The 17,382-nt window shown below is 65.4% G+C and carries 15 protein-coding genes; 6 read left to right on the forward strand and 9 right to left on the reverse strand.

Going from position 1 to position 17,382, the window contains the following annotated elements; genetic code table 11:
• Nucleotides 1-13: 13 nt before the first annotated feature.
• From orn to mntR, 3 genes are all read right to left on the reverse strand, one after another.
• Nucleotides 14-598, reverse strand: coding sequence for an oligoribonuclease (gene orn / locus HG421_RS09035; RefSeq protein WP_169706103.1), 585 nt, complete (start codon nucleotides 596-598; stop codon nucleotides 14-16).
• 72 nt (nucleotides 599-670) lie between these two features.
• Nucleotides 671-1,126 carry a tRNA adenosine(34) deaminase TadA gene (tadA, locus tag HG421_RS09040; RefSeq protein WP_167394658.1) on the reverse strand — a complete coding sequence of 152 codons (456 nt, stop codon included), beginning with the start codon at nucleotides 1,124-1,126 and terminating at the stop codon, nucleotides 671-673.
• 59 nt (nucleotides 1,127-1,185) lie between these two features.
• Nucleotides 1,186-1,653 carry a manganese-binding transcriptional regulator MntR gene (gene mntR / locus HG421_RS09045; RefSeq protein WP_029219987.1) on the reverse strand — a complete coding sequence of 156 codons (468 nt, stop codon included), beginning with the start codon at nucleotides 1,651-1,653 and terminating at the stop codon, nucleotides 1,186-1,188.
• Between the two features lie 143 nt (nucleotides 1,654-1,796).
• Between mntR and HG421_RS09050 the strand changes: the two genes are divergently transcribed.
• Together HG421_RS09050 and HG421_RS09055 are read left to right on the forward strand one after the other, a co-directional pair.
• Nucleotides 1,797-3,131: an Nramp family divalent metal transporter gene (locus tag HG421_RS09050; protein WP_169706105.1), complete on the forward strand. Its 1,335-nt coding sequence runs from the start codon at nucleotides 1,797-1,799 to the stop codon at nucleotides 3,129-3,131.
• Nucleotides 3,132-3,632: 501 nt separating this feature from the next.
• Complete coding sequence (locus HG421_RS09055; protein WP_169706106.1) at nucleotides 3,633-4,457, forward strand: alpha/beta fold hydrolase; 825 nt, start codon at nucleotides 3,633-3,635, stop codon at nucleotides 4,455-4,457.
• A 209-nt stretch (nucleotides 4,458-4,666) separates the two neighbouring features.
• Here the strand turns inward: HG421_RS09055 and HG421_RS09060 are convergent, their stop codons facing one another.
• From HG421_RS09060 to HG421_RS09080, 5 genes are all read right to left on the reverse strand, one after another.
• Complete coding sequence (locus HG421_RS09060) at nucleotides 4,667-6,295, reverse strand: MFS transporter (protein ID WP_169706107.1); 1,629 nt, start codon at nucleotides 6,293-6,295, stop codon at nucleotides 4,667-4,669.
• Nucleotides 6,296-6,380: 85 nt separating this feature from the next.
• Complete coding sequence (locus HG421_RS09065; protein ID WP_211161797.1) at nucleotides 6,381-8,222, reverse strand: amidohydrolase; 1,842 nt, start codon at nucleotides 8,220-8,222, stop codon at nucleotides 6,381-6,383.
• A 113-nt stretch (nucleotides 8,223-8,335) separates the two neighbouring features.
• Nucleotides 8,336-8,773, reverse strand: a complete 438-nt coding sequence (locus HG421_RS09070; protein WP_169706109.1) for a DoxX family protein — start codon at nucleotides 8,771-8,773, stop codon at nucleotides 8,336-8,338.
• Entirely contained in the window at nucleotides 8,770-9,426 is a 657-nt protein-coding gene (locus tag HG421_RS09075; protein ID WP_169706110.1) for a hydrolase, read from the reverse strand. Before HG421_RS09075 ends, HG421_RS09070 begins: the two co-directional genes overlap by 4 nt.
• On the reverse strand, nucleotides 9,423-9,896 hold the full coding sequence (locus tag HG421_RS09080) for a helix-turn-helix transcriptional regulator (RefSeq protein ID WP_169708142.1): 474 nt from the start codon (nucleotides 9,894-9,896) through the stop codon (nucleotides 9,423-9,425). Before HG421_RS09080 ends, HG421_RS09075 begins: the two co-directional genes overlap by 4 nt.
• A gap of 468 nt (nucleotides 9,897-10,364) precedes the next feature.
• Here HG421_RS09080 and HG421_RS09085 point away from each other — a divergent pair, with 468 nt between their 5' ends.
• The 4 genes from HG421_RS09085 to HG421_RS09100 all read left to right on the forward strand — a co-directional run bounded on the left by HG421_RS09085 (nucleotide 10,365) and on the right by HG421_RS09100 (nucleotide 16,276).
• Entirely contained in the window at nucleotides 10,365-13,460 is a 3,096-nt protein-coding gene (locus tag HG421_RS09085) for a sensor histidine kinase (protein ID WP_169706111.1), read from the forward strand.
• Nucleotides 13,453-14,094 carry a response regulator gene (locus tag HG421_RS09090; RefSeq protein ID WP_169706112.1) on the forward strand — a complete coding sequence of 214 codons (642 nt, stop codon included), beginning with the start codon at nucleotides 13,453-13,455 and terminating at the stop codon, nucleotides 14,092-14,094. The genes HG421_RS09085 and HG421_RS09090 overlap by 8 nt, the downstream gene beginning before the upstream one ends.
• Before the next feature lie 386 nt (nucleotides 14,095-14,480).
• The gene (locus HG421_RS09095) at nucleotides 14,481-15,608 is read left to right on the forward strand and encodes a Cache 3/Cache 2 fusion domain-containing protein (RefSeq protein WP_169706113.1); all 1,128 of its coding nucleotides are present in this window, start codon (nucleotides 14,481-14,483) and stop codon (nucleotides 15,606-15,608) included.
• Between the two features lie 44 nt (nucleotides 15,609-15,652).
• The gene (locus HG421_RS09100) at nucleotides 15,653-16,276 is read left to right on the forward strand and encodes a hypothetical protein (RefSeq protein WP_169706114.1); all 624 of its coding nucleotides are present in this window, start codon (nucleotides 15,653-15,655) and stop codon (nucleotides 16,274-16,276) included.
• Nucleotides 16,277-16,546: 270 nt separating this feature from the next.
• Here HG421_RS09100 and HG421_RS09105 read toward each other — a convergent pair whose 3' ends face one another.
• The gene (locus tag HG421_RS09105) at nucleotides 16,547-17,323 is read right to left on the reverse strand and encodes a hypothetical protein (RefSeq protein ID WP_169706115.1); all 777 of its coding nucleotides are present in this window, start codon (nucleotides 17,321-17,323) and stop codon (nucleotides 16,547-16,549) included.
• Nucleotides 17,324-17,382: the final 59 nt, after the last annotated feature.

The raw sequence follows: 17,382 nt of genomic DNA on the forward strand, positions 1-17,382 counted from the left end.
CCACCGTCAACGCTCAGCCTTCCACACCGGCGGCGGTATCGCCGCCCAGTGCACCCATGAACTGCCGGTAGTGACGCAGCTCGGCAATGGAGTCGCGTACATCGCTCAGCGCGGTGTGCGCCGAACTCTTGGCAAACCCATTGGCCACCGTCGGTGCCCAGCGCCGCGCCAGTTCCTTGATGGTGGACACGTCCAGGTTGCGGTAATGGAAGTAACGCTCCAGGCGCGACATCTGGCGGTGCAGGAAGCGGCGATCCTGGCAGATCGAGTTGCCGCACATCGGCGAGGCGCCGGCACGGATCCATTCGCTCAAGAACGCCACGGTCTGCGCCTCGGCCTGTGCGTGGGTGACCTGACTGTCCAGCACGCGCTGCCACAGGCCCGAACGGCGATGCTGGTTGCGGTTCCACTCATCCATCGCTTCCAGCGTTTCCAGCGGATGGGCGATGGCCAGTTCCGGTCCTTCGGCAAGCACGTTCAACTGCGCATCGGTCACGATGGTGGCGATCTCGATGATCGAATCCTGGTCGGTGTCCAGGCCGGTCATTTCCAGATCGATCCAGATCAGTCGGTCGTTGCCTGCGAGGGTGTCTGCCATATCGCCGTCCTGTGGATGGCCGTCGCCGGCCAGGTGCTGGAAAGGGCGCGCATCATACCGCGCCGATGTGGCTCACGGCAGCAGCGGCGGCTTGCCGCGCTTTGCCCGAAAGTAATTGGTCAGCCGCAGGCTCGCCTCGGCCGCAAGGACCCCGCCGGTCACCTGCACGCGGTGGTTGTGGCGCGGGTCGGCCAGCAGATCGAACACGCTGCCGCAGGCACCGGTCTTCGGGTCGCTGGCGGCAAACACCACCCGCGCGATACGCGCATGGATCATCGCCATGGCGCACATCGCGCACGGCTCCAGGGTGACGTACAGCGTGCAGCCGAGCAGGCGGTGATTGGCCAGCCGGCGCCCGGCCTCGCGCATCGCCACGATCTCGGCATGCGCGCTGGGGTCGTGGCTGGCGATGTTGAAGTTCCAGCCCTCGCCCAGCACCTGGCCCTGCGCATCGATCAGCACCGCGCCGACCGGGATCTCGTCGTAGTCGCGCTCGGCGCGTGCAGCCAGCTGCAGGGCGTGCTGCATCCACTGCCGGTCCAGCAGCAGCTGCGGCGCGTCGTCGATGCTGCAATCGGGCGACACGCTCACGCCGCGCTGCCGCCCTGGCGATCCAGGAACGCGGCGAAGGCGGCCACGGTGGCCTCGCTGACATGGTGCTCGATGCCTTCGGCATCGCGACGCGCGGTGGCTTCGTCGATGCCCAGCGCCAGCAGAAAGCGCTCGACGATTTGGTGGCGCTGGCGGCTGGAGGCAGCCAGCGCCTCGCCGGCCGGGGTCAGGAACACGCCGCGATACGGACGTTGCACCACCCAGCCATCCCGCACCAGCCGCTTGAGCATCTTGGCCACCGTGGGCTGGGCTACACCCAGACGCGCGGCGATGTCGACCTGGCGTGCCTCGCCGCCGTCGACCAGCAGATCGGAGATCAGCTCCACGTAGTCCTCGACCAGCTCGGCGCGGCGCGCTTCGCGCACCTGGCGGAAGCTTTCCATATGCACCTGCGCATCGATCAGGGACGGCGTGGCCGCCTCCAGCTTTTCGCTCTTGCCCACCCTTGCCCTCGTGATTGCGTCCGGAATCGGTGCCGGGATGCGTAGTGTGAGGCACGCGACCGATCAATACGATTGAGTTTGCCAATGCTCAACAGCATAGCAAATGCTATATCATGCGGCCAATCCCTCGTCCCCGTCCCCGCATGCCCGTCGACAAGCTCGCTGCTGCCCCTTCGCCTGCCCCTCTAACCGGCGGCCTGGGCGACCACCACGCCAGCATCGCCGTGCCCGGCAGGGGCCACTGGTGGTTCCGCCTGCTGGCGTTCCTGGGCCCGGGCTACATGGTGTCGGTTGGCTACATGGACCCGGGCAACTGGGCCACCGATCTGGCCGGTGGTTCGCAGTTCGGCTACCTGCTGCTATCGGTGATCCTGCTGTCCAACCTCATGGCGATCGTGCTGCAGAGCCTGTCGGCGCGGCTGGGCGTCGCCACCGGGCTGGACCTGGCGCAGGCCTGCCGGGCGCGCTACCCGCGTGCGCTGAACCTGGCGCTGTGGGGGCTGTGCGAGCTGGCGATCATCGCCTGCGACCTGGCCGAGGTGATCGGCACCGCGATCGCGCTGAAACTGTTGTTCGGCATTGAGCTGACGCTGGGTGCGATCATCACCGCGGTGGATGTGGTGCTGGTGCTGCTGCTGATGAACCGGGGCTTCCGTGCCCTGGAAGCCTTCGTGATGGCGTTGCTGCTGATCATCTTCGTGTGCTTCGGCATCCAGATCGCGCTGGCCGCACCGCCGATCGCAGCGGTGCTGGGTGGCTTCATCCCACGTGCGCAGGTGGTGAGCGACCCGCAGGCGTTGTATCTGGCGATCGGCATCATCGGCGCGACGGTGATGCCGCATAACCTGTATCTGCATTCGTCGATCGTGCAGACGCGTGCCTACCCGCGCACGGACACGGGGCGCCGCTCGGCCTTGCGCTGGGCGGTCACCGACAGCACGGTGGCGCTGATGTTCGCGTTGTTCATCAATGCCTCGATCCTGATCCTGGCCGCGGCGGTGTTCCATGCGCAGGGGCGCACCGACGTGCAGGAGATCGAGCAGGCGCATGCCCTGCTCGCACCGATGCTGGGCGTGGGCCTGGCCTCGACCCTGTTCGCGCTCGCCCTACTCGCCTCCGGCGTCAATTCCACCGTGACCGCGACGCTGGCCGGGCAGATCGTGATGGAAGGCTTCCTGCAATTGCGGTTGGCGCCGTGGCTGCGCCGCCTGCTCACCCGCGGCATCGCCATCGTGCCGGTGGTGGTGGTCACCTGGCTGTATGGCGAAGCCGGCACGGCGCGGCTATTGGTGCTGAGCCAGGTCGTGCTGTCGATGCAGTTGCCGTTTGCGGTGATCCCGCTGGTGCGCTTCGTCTCCGACCGGCAACTGATGGGCGCGCTGGTGGCACCGGCCTGGCTGGTACGCACCGCCTGGGTGATTGCGTTGGTGATCGTGGCGTTGAACGTCAAGCTGCTGTGGGACACCGCGCTGCACTGAAGGTTGCCAACAGTGGTCTGATCCGGGCATCGACGCATGCAGAGGCCGGCGGCTGATGGCATGCGGTCAAACGCTACGCAGCATCAGCGCCGCTCTGTACGTGGTCGATGCTGATCGATCGAATCGTCTCTGCCTGTCGTAATCGAGCTGATCCGCAGCGCGGCGATTGCGCCGAGCAGAGCGCACGCAGATGCAATCTGCGCGAGCACTGCAAGCGGTCTACTGCCGGCATGCACCGGCTGGTCCTTGGCCTGCGTCACCGCAGGTGGCGCGTGTGCGCATGACCTGCATTGCGTCATGCGACCGCCGGGCTGCATGCCCTCGCTCACAGGAGTTTCTATGGATCCTTTCGAGGCGCCTCCGACCGACACCGGACGCCGCAACTTTCTCCTCTCCAGTACCGCCGCGGTGGCAGCGTTGTCGCTGCCCGCATTTGCAACCGCCGCTGCACCTGCCGTTCCCACCACCGCGCACCCCTCGTCAACCCACGGAGTCAACCCGATGTCCAATTTCGTCAAACGTCCCGATGGCGCCAACATTTTTTACAAGGACTGGGGCAAGGGCCAGCCGGTCGTGTTCGCGCATGGCTGGCCGCTCAGCGGCGATGCCTGGGACTCGCAGATGCTGTTCATGGGCCAGCACGGCTACCGCGTCATCGCGCACGACCGCCGCAGCCACGGCCGCTCCAGCCAGACCTGGGACGGCAACAACATGGACACCTACGCCGACGATCTGGCGGCGGTGCTCGACGCGCTGGATCTGAAGGACGCGATCCTGGTCGGCCACTCCACCGGCGGTGGCGAAGTGGCGCATTACGTGGGTCGCCACGGCAGCAAGCGCGTGGCCAAGGTGGTGCTGGTGGGCGCGGTGCCGCCGCAGATGGTCAAGAGCCCGACCAATCCAGGCGGCCTGCCGATGAGCGTGTTCGACGGCATCCGCGAGGGTGTGGCCAAGGACCGTTCGCAGTTCTACAAGGACCTGACCACCCCGTTCTTCGGCGCCAACCGTGACGGCAACAAGGTTACCCAGGGCATGCGCGATGCGTTCTGGCTGCGGGGCATGCTGGGCGGCCACAAGGGCCAGTACGACTGCATCAGGGAATTCTCCGAAGTCGATTACACCCCCGACCTGAAGAAGATCGATGTGCCGGCGCTGGTGGTGCATGGCGACGACGACCAGATCGTGCCGATCGATGCCTCGGCCAAGCTGTCGTCCAAGATCATCAAGAATGCAGAACTGAAGATCTACGCCGGCGCGCCGCATGGGCTGACCATCACCCACGCCGATCAGTTCAACAAGGATCTGCTGGCGTTTGCCAAAGCCTGATCTGGTTTGAATGGATCGAAAAAGGCCGGCTCGTGAGAGCCGGCCTTTTCTATGCGTCGACGCTGGGCAAGTTGCATCCAGGCTCGGCAGGGCAGCCGGCACGCGCAGTCCCTGGAGGGTGCAGATGGCCCATTGGGATCGAGAACTGGACCGGTGCATAACCACCTGAACCAGTCGTCGATCCCCGATGCAGTTCCGATCGGCGGTCGTCAGATATCCGAATGCGCATGCGGTGGCAATGATGCACCGCCACCGCCCACGAAATGGCGTACCACCGGCGCACGTTCGCCCTGATGCAGGGCACGGATCTGTTCCTGCAAGTGGCGATCATCACCGGTGACGCGTTCGTGCTGTCGCAGATGCTCCAGCCACGAGGCAACGATGAAGTATTCGAGTTGCACGCCCGGCGTTGCGGCGTCTTCGGCAATGCCCCACACCACCGCGCCGTCGCGACGTCGCGCGTTGCCCAGCTGCGTCATCAGCTGTATGAAGGTGGCGCGCGCATCGGCGTCGATGCGGTATTCCACCGTCACCAGCACCGGGCCGCGATCATGTCCCACCGCGTCCGATTGTGCCGGTACGGGCCAATGCCCGCCGGGCGCCAGATCCAGCTGTTCGGTGCCGGCAATGCGCGCCCGCTTGACCAGCAACGCGGCGAGCACCGCGCCAGCGGCAGCGATCTGCAAGGCAACCGCGATCGAGGTGCGCTGCGCCAACGCGCCCCAGGCCAGCGAGCCGGTCGCCATGCCTGCCGAGAACACCACGATGTACAGCGACAGCGCACGTGCACGCACCCATGCTGGCACTGCGGTCTGCGCGGCGATCTGCAAGGACGACAGCACGGTGATCCAGGCCAGGCCGTTGACGATCATCACCACGCACAGCACCGCGATCTCACGCGACAGCGACAGGCCCAGCAGCGATGCCGCGCACACCAGCGTGGCGACGAACACCAGCAGGTCGCGGTCGTAGCGCGCGCGCAGGCGTGGCAGCAGCAACGCGCCACTGATCGCGCCGATACCGATGCAGCCCAACAGGATGCCGTAACTGCCCGCGCCCAGCTGCATCTCGCGGCGCACCACCAACGGCAACAATGCAGTCAGTGCACTGGCAAACAGGAAGAACCCGGCCGCCTTGATCAACACCGCCTGCAGCCTGCCGGCACGTGCGGCGTAGCGCAGGCCCGCGCGCAGGCCCGCGCCGAAACTCTCCGGCGGCAACGCCGAAGCATGCGCATCGCGGCGCCAACGCCACAGCACCAGCAACATCAGGCCGAAGGTCACCCCGTTGAGCAGGAATGCCCATGGCGGGCCGAACTGCGACACGATCAGCCCACCGATCGCCGGGCCGATCGAACGCGCGATGTTCATGCCGATCGAATTGAGCGCCACCGCCGAGGCCAGCATCGGGCGTGGCACCAGTTCGGACACGATCGCCGCCTGTGCGGGCATCGCCATCGCCGCGCCCATGCCCATGGCAAAGGTCAGTGCCACCAGCACCCAGGGGGTGAGCAGGTGCAGATGCGCCAGCAGCGCCAGCGCGCCGGCCACCAGCAGCATCCAGCCCTGGGTGAGGATCAGGTAACGGCGGCGGTCGACGATGTCGGCCAGGGTGCCGGCGGCCAATGCAAACAGCACCACCGGCAAGGTGGTGGCCGACTGCACCGCGGCCACCATCAGCGGCGACCCGGTCTGCTCGGCCATGACCCAGGATGCGGCGACATCGTTGATCCAGGTGCCGATATTGCTGCCCAGGATCGCCAGCCACAGCGCACGGAAGATCGGCTCACGCAGCGGCGCCCAGGCACCGCCATCGGCAGGTGCAGCAGAAGAAATCATTGCGGCCAAGCTCCAGTTGACGAGGCAGGACGGACGGCGCGGCGACGCGGCCCGCACCTGCAGGTGCGTGGCGGCGAGGCCGGTTTCAGAACGCGAAGCATGAACACCCCAATGCGCCCCAGAAGCCACGCAGATCGCCGCTGGGTGCGGCGTGCTGGGCGGCATGTTGGTGGGGCCCGTGCGCCTGGCAGCCGTGGCCATGCACGTGCGCGGCACTGGCCAGTCCGCTGACCCCGCCGCCCACGTGGTAGCCACCAAAGCGGTTGACCGGCGACCAGTCCGGCATCGCAGGCGGCAAGTTCGGTGCCAGCGTGGCGAAGTCGCCATCGCCATGCACCACGCGCCCGCCCAACACGGTCAGCACGCTGGTGATGTCGGCAATGGCGGCATCGTCGACTCGGAAATAGTCGTCCGACAACACGATGAAGTCCGCCAGTTGCCCGGCTACCAGGGTGCCCTTGGTGGACTCGTCGCCGGAGAACCATGCACTGCCCTGTGTCCACAGGCGCAGCGCCTGCTCGCGATCGAGCAGGTTTTCCTCGCCATACAAGGCCAGCCCGCCAACGGTACGGCCGGTGACCAGCCACGACAGCGCCACCCATGGGTTGTAGCTTGCCACCCGCGTGGCATCGGTGCCGGCGCCCACCGGGACACCCGCCGCCAGCATGCACCGCACCGGTGGCGTGTGTCGCGCCGCCTGTACGCCATAGCGTTCCACAAATGCCTCACCCTGGTAGGCCATGCGGTGTTGCACGGCGATGCCGCCATTCAAGGCGCGGATGCGGTCGATGTTGCGCGGGGTGATGGCTTCGGCGTGATCGATGAACCAGTGCAGGCCATCGAACGGGATGTCGGCATTGACCTTTTCGTACACATCGAGAATGCGCGCGATGCTTTCGTCATAGGTGGCATGGATGCGGAATGGCCAGCGTTTTTCGACCAGCAGCCGCACCACCTGCTCCAGTTCGGGTTCCAGCTCCGGCGGCAGCTCCGGCCGTGGCTCGCTGAACAGTTCGAAGTCTGCCGCAGAGAACACCAGCATTTCGCCGGCACCGTTATGACGCAACAGATCATCCCCCTTGCGCGCAGGCAGCAGCTCGGTCCAGCCGCGAAAATCCTGAACCTCCTTGCCCTTGTTCTGGGTAAACAGGTTGTAGGCAATGCGCACGCTCAACTGGTCGGCCGCATGCAGTTGTTCGATGACCTGGTAGTCCTCCGGATAATTCTGGAAGCCGCCACCGGCATCGATCACCGAGGTGATGCCCAGCCGGTTGAGTTCGCGCATGAAATGGCGGGTGGAATTGGCCTGGTATTCCACCGGCAGGCGTGGGCCTTTGGCGAGGCTTGCATACAGGATCAGTGCATTGGGCTTGGCCAACAGCAGCCCGGTAGGATTGCCCAGCTTGTCGCGTTCGATGCGCCCGCCAGGCGGGTCCTGCGTGCTCTTGTCGTAACCGCAGGCGCGCAAGGCGGCACGATTGAGCAAGGCGCGGTCGTACAGATGCAGCAGGAATACCGGCGTGTCCGGCGCAATCGCATTGATCTCGTCCAGCGTGGGCAGCCGCTTTTCGGCGAACTGATGCGAGGTGAACCCACCAACCACCCGCACCCACTGCGGCGCCGGCGTGCGATCGACCTGTGCTTTGAGCATGGCCATTGCATCGGCAAGCGAACGCACGCCGTCCCAACGCAACTCCAGGTTGTAGTTGAGCCCGCCGCGGATCAGGTGGGTATGGCTGTCGTTGAGGCCAGGCAGCAGACGCCGCCCCTGCGCATCGATGACGCGCGCCCCCTGGGCCAAGGCCATGATCTGCGCATCGTCGCCCACGGCCAGGATGCGGCCATCGCTGACGGCAAGCGCGGTGGCATTGGGCTGACGCGGATCAAGCGTGGTGATGCGGGCATTGCGAACGACCAGATCGGCCATGACAGGCGTCCTCGAAGCAAAGGAAGTGCCGGGCAGGACGCCCAGCGCAAGACCGGCCGCGGCACCCTGCATCCACAGGCGCCGCCCGGCATCGTGACCACTCGGCGCGTGACTCATCCCGCAGTACCCCGGCGCAGACCATCCAACGACCACTCGCCACCGCCGGCGGCGACCAGCGCCAGCAGCACGAGCAGCCACATCGACGGATACTCCATGCCGCCGTGCATCCAGAACCATCCCTTCGGCACCGCGACCAGCACGGTGGTGGCGATGAATGCCGCCGCCAGTGCGGCACTCGCACGGGTCCAGAGCCCGAGCAGCACCGCCAGCCCGGACAGCGTCTGCACCAAGGCCAGCAACAGCGGCAAGGGTGCGGAGGACGGAAAACCGAACTGCTGCAGCTCGCCCGCAAACCCGCTCACCCCCGGCCCACCGAACCAGCCCAGCAATTTGCCCAGCCCATGCGGCAGCAGGAAGCCGCCGCCGGCAACGCGCAGCAGCAACAGCGCCGCTGCGGTGCCGGTGTGACTGCGCCGCGCAGTTACGTTCAATGCCCGCCTTCCTGGGCGCCGAACATGCTCTTGGCGTACTGAATGCCGATGCCGTAGCCGCCGGCGTGCGCGCGGGCGATGCCGGTGGTGAGGTCGTAGGTTTCACTACGCGCCCAATCGCGCTGCAATTCCAGCAGGTACTGCACGCTGGTCATCGGCGCGGCGCCCGCCTGCACCATGCGGGTGACAGCGCGTTCGTGCGCTTCCTCGCTCACATCGCCGCAAGCGTCGGTGATGACGTAGACCTCGAAGCCCTGCTCGATGGCCGACAGGGTCGGGCCAACAATGCACACGCTGGTCCACAGCCCGGCGATGACCAGGCGCTGCTTGCCGATGGCATTGATGCGATCGATCACGCCCTGGTCTTCCCAGGCGTTCATGCTGGTGCGATCGAACACCGGCTCGCCCGGAAAGATCTCCGGCAACTCCGGAAACAGCGGGCCGGAGAACGATTTTTCCGCCACTGTGGTCAGGATCACCGGCACCTTGAAGCCCTTGGCGCCCTTGGCGATCAGCGACACGTTGTTGCGCAGTGCCGAGATGTCGATGGTGTGGGTGGCAAAGGCCATCTGCGATTGATGGTCGATCAGGATCAAGGTGTGATCGCCCGGCGACAGCAGGGAGTGACCGGGGACGGCGGTGGCGGTGGTCATGCGTAGTGCTCCAGGGAAGTAGAAAAGGGATGCGCGTTGTGCCGATGCACACGCGGTGCGGGTGCTGCGAGAGAGCGATCGACCGCAACCTGCGCAGCAAAGCGCGCAGGCGTGCAGCCGGTGGCGTTGCGAAAGCTGCGAACGAAATGGCTTTGGTCGAAGAAGCACAGATTGGTGGCGATCTGGCTGATGGTGTGGCGGCCCTCGCGCAGCATGGCCTGCGCGCATTCGAGCCGACGCCGGCGCAGATACTGCATCGGGCTGGCACCGACGGCATCGCGAAACACCCGCGCGAAATGGAAACGGCTCATGCAGGCAGCGCCGGCCAGTTGCGCGACGCCGATCGGCTCGCACAGATGCGTTTCGATGTAATGCAGCGCTCTTGCCACGGCACGTGCGCGTGAGGCATGCGACGACGTCACGGCGCCTGTCAGCAAATCGGGGCGGCCTGTGGCGATCAGACGTGCCATGCGGCGTCTCCGGCGGGGAATGACGCCATGGTGCGGTGAACCCGGGCATCGCCCCACCCCTGATGGTGAGGCCGATCGCTCACTCTTTCGGGGGGGGCATGCGGCCCTCGCACCGCAGCGACAGATTTCACCGCCGCAGCGCCGCACTTGCGCGGCGCCGGCACGACGACGCTGCTCAGGTAAGCCACGTCGTTGCCGCGCGCCGCCCAGCGATGGACATTGACGTGAACGAACGCACCCAAAGCGAACGCCACCGCAAGCGTGTTGCGATACAAGGCCGAGCCAACCGCAGATCGGCGATCGCGCGTGCATGATGCCAGTCCGCCGGCGCACGCTGCGTGGTGCATGTGTGCGACGTGCAAGCACCCCCTGCGAGGCGTCGACCCATGCATACCGGATTTGTCCGCACACGTCCCTCCCCCGAAAGAGGTGGTGGTGCTTCCCCCGATCTCGCCGGACAATGCCGCGATGCCGCATGAGCCCGTCATCCGATCTTCCCTGCTGTTTCGCCTGTGCGCAGCGGTCATCGTTGTGGTGTGCATCGGCGTGCCGTGGTGCGCCTTCGCATCGGGTCGAGGCGTCGCCGCCACGCGCGCCGGGCTACTGCAGTTCCACCACACTGCCTGGAGCACCGAGCGCGGCGCCCCGGCCGACATCTGGGACATCCAGCAGGCCGACGCCGGCCCGTTGTGGCTGGCCACCGGCTTCGGTCTGTTCCAGTTCGATGGCGAGCGCTTTGCACGGCAGGCGCCGCCGGACGGCGAAGCCTACGCATCGCATAACATGACCGCGCTGTCGCTGGCGTCAGACGACACCGCGTGGATCGGCTATTTCAACGCCGGCATCGATCGCTTCGCCGACGGCCACCTCACCCACTTCGCCCCGGGCAAGGACGTGCCCGACGGCATGGTGTTCCGCATCGAACACGATGGCAGCGGCCGCCTGTGGGCGGCCATCGATGGTGGTCTGTGCTGGTTCGATGGCCAACGCTGGCAGCGTGCCGGCGCCGATTGGGGGTACACCGCTGCGCGCGCGCATTGGCTGCTGCGCGACGTGCGCGGCGTGCTCTGGGTCAGCGATGGCGCGCAGATCCTATCGTTGCGTCCCGGTGCACGGCGCTTCGAACCCAGCGGCCAGCAGGTGGGCCTGTACGTCACCATGGCCGAGAGTCCGGACGGCGCGATCTGGGTCGCCGACCCCCACCGCGGCGTGTTCGCGTTGACCGACGCCGAGGGCCGGGTGCTGCCAGCGACTGCGCGCGCCCAGCCGCAATTTCCTGGCGTGTTCGCACGGCGTATCCGCTTCATGCGCGATGGCGCGCTGTGGGGCAGCGACTATGCGGCACACGGTTTGTTTCGCATCGCCATGCCGACCGCGCCCGCACCGGTGCTGGAACGCTTCGGACCGCTGCAAGGCCTGACCTCGGCCACCGCCGGGCCCCTGCTCGAGGATCGCGAAGGCAACCTGTGGGCCGGCACCAATCTGGGCCTCAATCGTTTTCGACATCGCGCGTTGCTGCCGCTGGCCGCGTTGCTGCCTGGCCAGCCGATGGCGATGGCCACATTCAGCATCGCGCCGGACAGCTCGCCCCGCCCGCTGCTGGCCAGCCTGAGCGACGACCGCGTGCTTGCGCTGAGCCGCGATCGCATCGAACGACTACAGCAAGGCGCACCGGCCGCCAGCACCCTGGCAGTCCCCGCAAGCGCCAACGGCTGGGTACTCAACGAGCGCGCACTGCTGCGCCTGCAGGCTGGCCGCGCGCAACCGGTGGCGTTGCCGTTCGGGTCGACGCCTGGCGCCATCCGCGCCTTTGTGGTGGACCGTGACAACCGGCCGTGGGTCTGCCCGGATGCGGGCGGCCCCTATGTGTTGGATGGCAAGGCGTGGACGCCCTTCGCCCCGCTGCAGGGCACGCCCTGCTCGGTACTGACCACGACCCCGGACGGCGGCCTGTGGGTGGGCACCGTCAAGGGCGAGGTGCGCGTGATGCAAGGACAGCAGCTCAAACGCTATGCCGCCGACGATGGGCTGTCGGTAGGGCCGATCACCGCCATCTGGCACCGTCCCACACTCACCCTGGTCGCTGGCGAAACCGGCTTGGCGGTGCTGGGCGCCGATGGCCGGTTCCAGCAGGTGGCCGACCAGACCACCCCGCTGCTGCAAGGCATCACCGGCATCGTGCAGGACCGGCACGGCATGCTCTGGTTGAACGGCAACCGTGGCGTGGTGCAGGTCAGCGAACAGGCCTTGCTAAGCAGCGTACGCGCAGGCGTCATCGGCCCGGTGTTGCGGCTGTACGACATCATGGACGGGCTACCCGGAATCGCCCAGCAGGCCACACCGGTGCCCACCGCCAGGGCTGCCGATGACGGGCTGCTGTGGTTCACCTCCAACCAGGGCCTGGCCTGGCTGGACCCCGACCAGACCTACCGCAATCCCACCGCGCCGGATGTCTTCATCACCGAGATCGTCGCCAACGACCGCCCCTACCCCCGCGAAGACGGCCTGCGCCTGCCCAGGTGGACCCACCGCCTGCGTATCGGCTACGGCGCGGTCAGCCTCACCCGTCCCGAGCGGGTACGCTTCCGTTACCGGCTGGAAGGCGTGGACGCACAATGGCAAGACGCCGGCAACCGCGACGAGGCCTTCTATACCAATCTGGGACCAGGGCGTTACCGCTTCCGCATCGCCGCCGCCAATAACGACGGCGTCTGGAACGAGCGCGGCGACACGCTGGATTTCGTCATCGAAGCGGCCTTCGTGCAGACCTGGCAATTCAAGGTCTGCGCCGCACTGGCCCTGCTGCTGACGGTTGCCGTCCTGTGGCGCATACGTACCCGCCAGGTGGCCGGGCGCCTGCGGGCCCGGCTGGAAGAGCGTTACCGCGAACGCGAGCGCATCGCCCGCGAGCTGCACGACACCTTGTTGCAGGGCACGCAGGGCTTGATCCTGCGCCTGCATGCCGCCAGCCGCTCGCTGCCCTGGAACGACCCGCGCCGGCTGGAACTGGAGCAGGCGGTGGACCTGGCCGAGAACGCCCTGATCGAGGGCCGCGACCGCGTCAATGGACTACGCGACAGTTATTCGCTGCGCAAGGACCTGGCTACCGCGCTGCAGCGCTCGCGCAACGCCACCATGCCCCCGCCTGCGGCCGAGCTGCAGGTCTCGGTGGACGGACGCCCGGTGGCGCTGCGCCCGCTGGTGGCCGACGAACTGTTCCAGCTCGGCCGCGAGGCGCTGGCCAACGCCGACCGCCATGCCGCGGCCACCCGCATCTGGCTGGAACTGCGTTACGGTTCACGTGACTTCGTGCTGCGCATCCGCGACGATGGCCGTGGCCTGGACCCGGACGTGCTGCACGGCCACGCGCGCACCGGGCACTGGGGGCTGACCGGCATGCAGGAACGCGCGCAACGCATCGGCGCCAAGATGCAGTTGTGGTCGCGTCCAGGCAGCGGCACCGAGATCCAGATCGTGCTAGCCGCCCATACCGCTTACGCCAGACCGCCGCGTTGGTGGTGGCCCTTTCGACATGCACGATCCACGGAGAGCTTCGATGGCTGAGAGGGGCAAACCAACCGACGTGCTGGTGGTGGACGACCATCCGCTGCTGCGCGATGGTCTGACCGCCATGCTCGCCGCCGAATACGACATGCGCGTGGTCGGCGAGGCCGAAGACGGCGAACAGGCCGTGGCCCGCTACACCAGCCTGCGCCCGGACGTGGTGTTGATGGACCTGCAGATGCCCGGCGTGGATGGCGTGGAAGCGATCCAGCGCATCCGCCGCGTCGACCCGACCGCCAAGGTCGTCGTACTGACCACCTACACCGGCGATGTGCGCGCGGTGCGCGCCCTGCAGGCCGGCGCCTGCGGTTACCTGCTCAAGAGCGCGCTGCGGCGCGAACTGGTGGACACCATCCGCGAGGTGCGCCGCGGCCAGCGTCGGCATGTGCCGGCGTCGGTGGCCGAGAACATCGCCGCGCACGTTCTCGACGACGCACTCTCGGCCCGCGAGACCGAAGTGCTGAACCTGGTCGCCACCGGCTGCTCCAACAAACAGATCGGCAATGCATTGATGATCTCCGAAGAAACCGTCAAGGCGCATATGAAGAACATCCTGGCCAAGCTGGGCGTGCGCGACCGCACCCACGCGGTGACCGTCGCACTGCGCCGCGGGATCCTGTCGCTGGAGACCTGAGCGGCTGGCGCAATCGCCCCGGTCTCGGCGAAGCGCCTGCTCTCACTTGGACGCATCGACGTTATCCACGAGGGCGCGGCAGTGCATCGAGGCAGCGGTGCACCACCCAGCGTCGCCCGCCAGTTCCCGAGTCGTAGGCGCGCGCCGCGCGCAGCCGGCCGGCCGGCCGGCAACTTTGCAACACGGTCGACCATTCTTGAACGCAGGGCGCACGCCCTGCTCCACCTGCACGCTCAAACCGATCAGCTTGCGCTATCGTATGCACCGCCAGCGGCGTGGGGGCCGCTTCAGCAACGCAGGCGAGCGCCGATAACGGCTACGTCCGACCGCCGCACTCGCTGCGGCGGCACTCGATACAATCACTAAACGCGTTCAGGGGAATTGCGATGCTTCGTCACTCTTTGCGGGTGCGCCTGCTGTTGCCGGTGCTGGCCTTGGTGCTGGTCGTGGTGGTGGCACTGACGGTCATTCTGGCCATTACCGAAGCGAACCGGGTCAAGTTCGAAGCCGGCGAGTCGATCGAGCGCCAGTCGGTGTCCTTGCAGACCCTGTTCACGGTCACCCGCTCGATGATGCTGGACCGCGTCAATTCCTCGATGCGCCAGCTGCGCAAGGAAGCCAACGCGCAGGGCGCACCGAGCCTGGGCAACGAGATCCGCGTGGCCGACCGCAACGCCAACGACCTGCTGCTGGGCCAGCGCTCGCAGGCTAACGTCTTCACCATGCTCGACGACGTCACCGCCATCCACGAAGGTACCGCCACGCTGTTCTCGCGCACCGGCGATGACTTCGTGCGCATCTCCACCAACGTCAAGAAAGAAGACGGCAGCCGTGCCATCGGCACCGTGCTCGATCCCAATGGCCAGGCCGCGGCCAAGCTGCGTAACGGCGAAAGCTTCTACGGCGTGGTCGACATCCTGGGCAACCCGTACGTCACCGGCTACGAGCCGATCTTCGCCGGCAGCGACAAGCGCGTGATCGGCGCCTGGTATGTGGGCTACAAGGCCGACACCCAGGCCCTGGAAAACGTGGTCAGCAGCCGTCGCGTGCTCGATTCCGGCTTCATCGCCATCTTCGACAGCAAGAACACGCTGCGCTTCCAGTCCACCACCGGCGCCACCACCGACACCGCCACCATCGAACGCATCGTCAAGGAAACGCCGGACGACTGGGTGGTGACCAAGCAGGAAGTGCCCGATTGGGGCTTCACCCTGGTCTCGGCCTACCCCAAGAGCGACGTCAATAGCGTGATCGTGCGGCAGTCGCTGTGGATCGCCGGCATCGGCCTGCTGGTGTGTGCGCTGCTGCTCGGCCTGCAGTGGGCGCTGATCTGGAACCGTGTGTTGCGCCCCATCCAGCACCTGACCACCGTGGCCGAAGAACTCAGCCTGGGCAAGTGGAATCACACCATCGAAGAGGTCAACCTCAAGGATGAAATTGGTACCCTGGCGCGCGCCATCTCCCGCCTGTCCAACAGCGTCCGGTTGGCCATGGAGCGTCTCAGCAAACGCTGAGGCGTTCCATCCGATTCCGCACCAGATGATGCAAGGAAGACGCAATGTCCAATGAATTCCGTCCGCTGATCGAGGTCCTGCGCGAGCTCAGGGCGCTGGCATTGAAGAAGGCGTCCGGCTTTCTGTTTGTCGTCACCGAAGAAAACCACTCCTGCATCGTCCGCCTCAACGCCGGGCAGATCGAAGAAGTGGTCTTCCGCATGCTGCGCAACGATGAGGCGGTGCAACGCCTCACCATGGTCAATGCGGCGAAGGCCCGCTTCCAGGCCGACCCTGGCGCCGGCCTGGGCAAACCCTCGCTGCTGAGCGAGGACTCGCGTCAGTGGCTGATGGGCGGTTTCGAACAGGACCTGGGCGGTGCGCCAGCGCCGGTCCGTGCGCCGGTTGCGCCCGCACCTGTTCCGGTGCCGACACCCGCAGCATCACCTGCCCCTGTACCGCCAGCCAATGGCGGCGCCGATGCGCCGGACGGTCGCGTTCGCGATGCACTGGAAAAAGTTGCGCTGAATTATCTCGGCCCCATCGCCGGCATGCTCTGCGACGAAGCCTGGGCAGCCTCCAGCGATATCGAACAGGTGCTCAGCCAGTTGGGCGCCAACCTGGCCACGCCACAGGAAACGCAGAAGTTCATGGCCGATGCCCGCGTGGCGTTGGCCAAGGTGCGTTGACACCAGCGTTCAACACAGCACGTGTAGCAAGCCGCGCTGTGCGCGGCTTGCTTTATGGGATCCATTTGGGCGTGTGCAATTACTCCTAGCTTGTCCTAGCCTGGCTCAAACACACATCACTCAGGTTGCGATGCAAATCAGCACGATAGACGCAACCGCTTACACACCTGATTCTCCGAAATGCAAAGTAGCAGTCTATTCAATCGGATGATCTGACTTTGCGTGCAAGAGGCCATCGCACTCATACCCAAAGTATAAGGAACTCAAAAATCATCCATGCGTAGCGGGCTCTGGATTGTCAGAATATCTATGACGTCGAAGACGATCCGCAACTGAGTTTACTGCATCCAGCATCGGCAAAGGGTCACCAATATTCGTAAGCGAGATGGTAGTACTCATTGCGAACTGAGCCGGGACTTCACCAGGCCGAACTCCTTCGGACGCTTTTTCTCTCGTAAAATTTCGAGCCTCTTGCATAGAGGCATAAAAATCCAATCTTAGCTCTTTGATACCATTCAACAAGAGCTCATATACTGAAGCGCCAAACTCAAAAGCTTCGTTTGGCGAGGGAAAATGACCGTTGTGAATTACACTATTACGGAAAGATGCTTTATCACTTGAAAGTATCTTTGGCGGATAGCCTCGCGCCGCTGTGTATAAACCAATAAACATTCCCAGTTGACGCTCAGATTGCCTGGACACAGATTTCCATACGACATCAATGGCATCCCGACTCACCGACCTCTCGATAAGAAGGGTGCGGATCGCAAATTCGTAGTAGCGCTCTAGTGACGCAGCAAAAGAACTTACTGACTCTCTAAAATAAGTATCTGAAAACGCTTCTAGTGCACTTTCAAACAAGAGTTCAAATTGCTGAAAATCTGCAATCATCACAATATTATGGCCACGACGACAAGCAACACGGTAAAGACCAACCGTCTGCACAGGGACCACCCTTGTTTCAATCAGAATCCCGCCATCTGGGATTAGCCCAACTCCAGAAAGCATCTCATCCGCGCACTCAGTGCATACCACCGGCATTAGCATATAGCTATACCTTTTGATTGGTTAACTTTGGGCTTGCCGCCCACTCTGAAATTCGTATG

Origin of the sequence: Xanthomonas campestris pv. badrii, from assembly GCF_012848175.1 — a bacterium.
GTDB lineage: Bacteria > Pseudomonadota > Gammaproteobacteria > Xanthomonadales > Xanthomonadaceae > Xanthomonas > Xanthomonas campestris_C.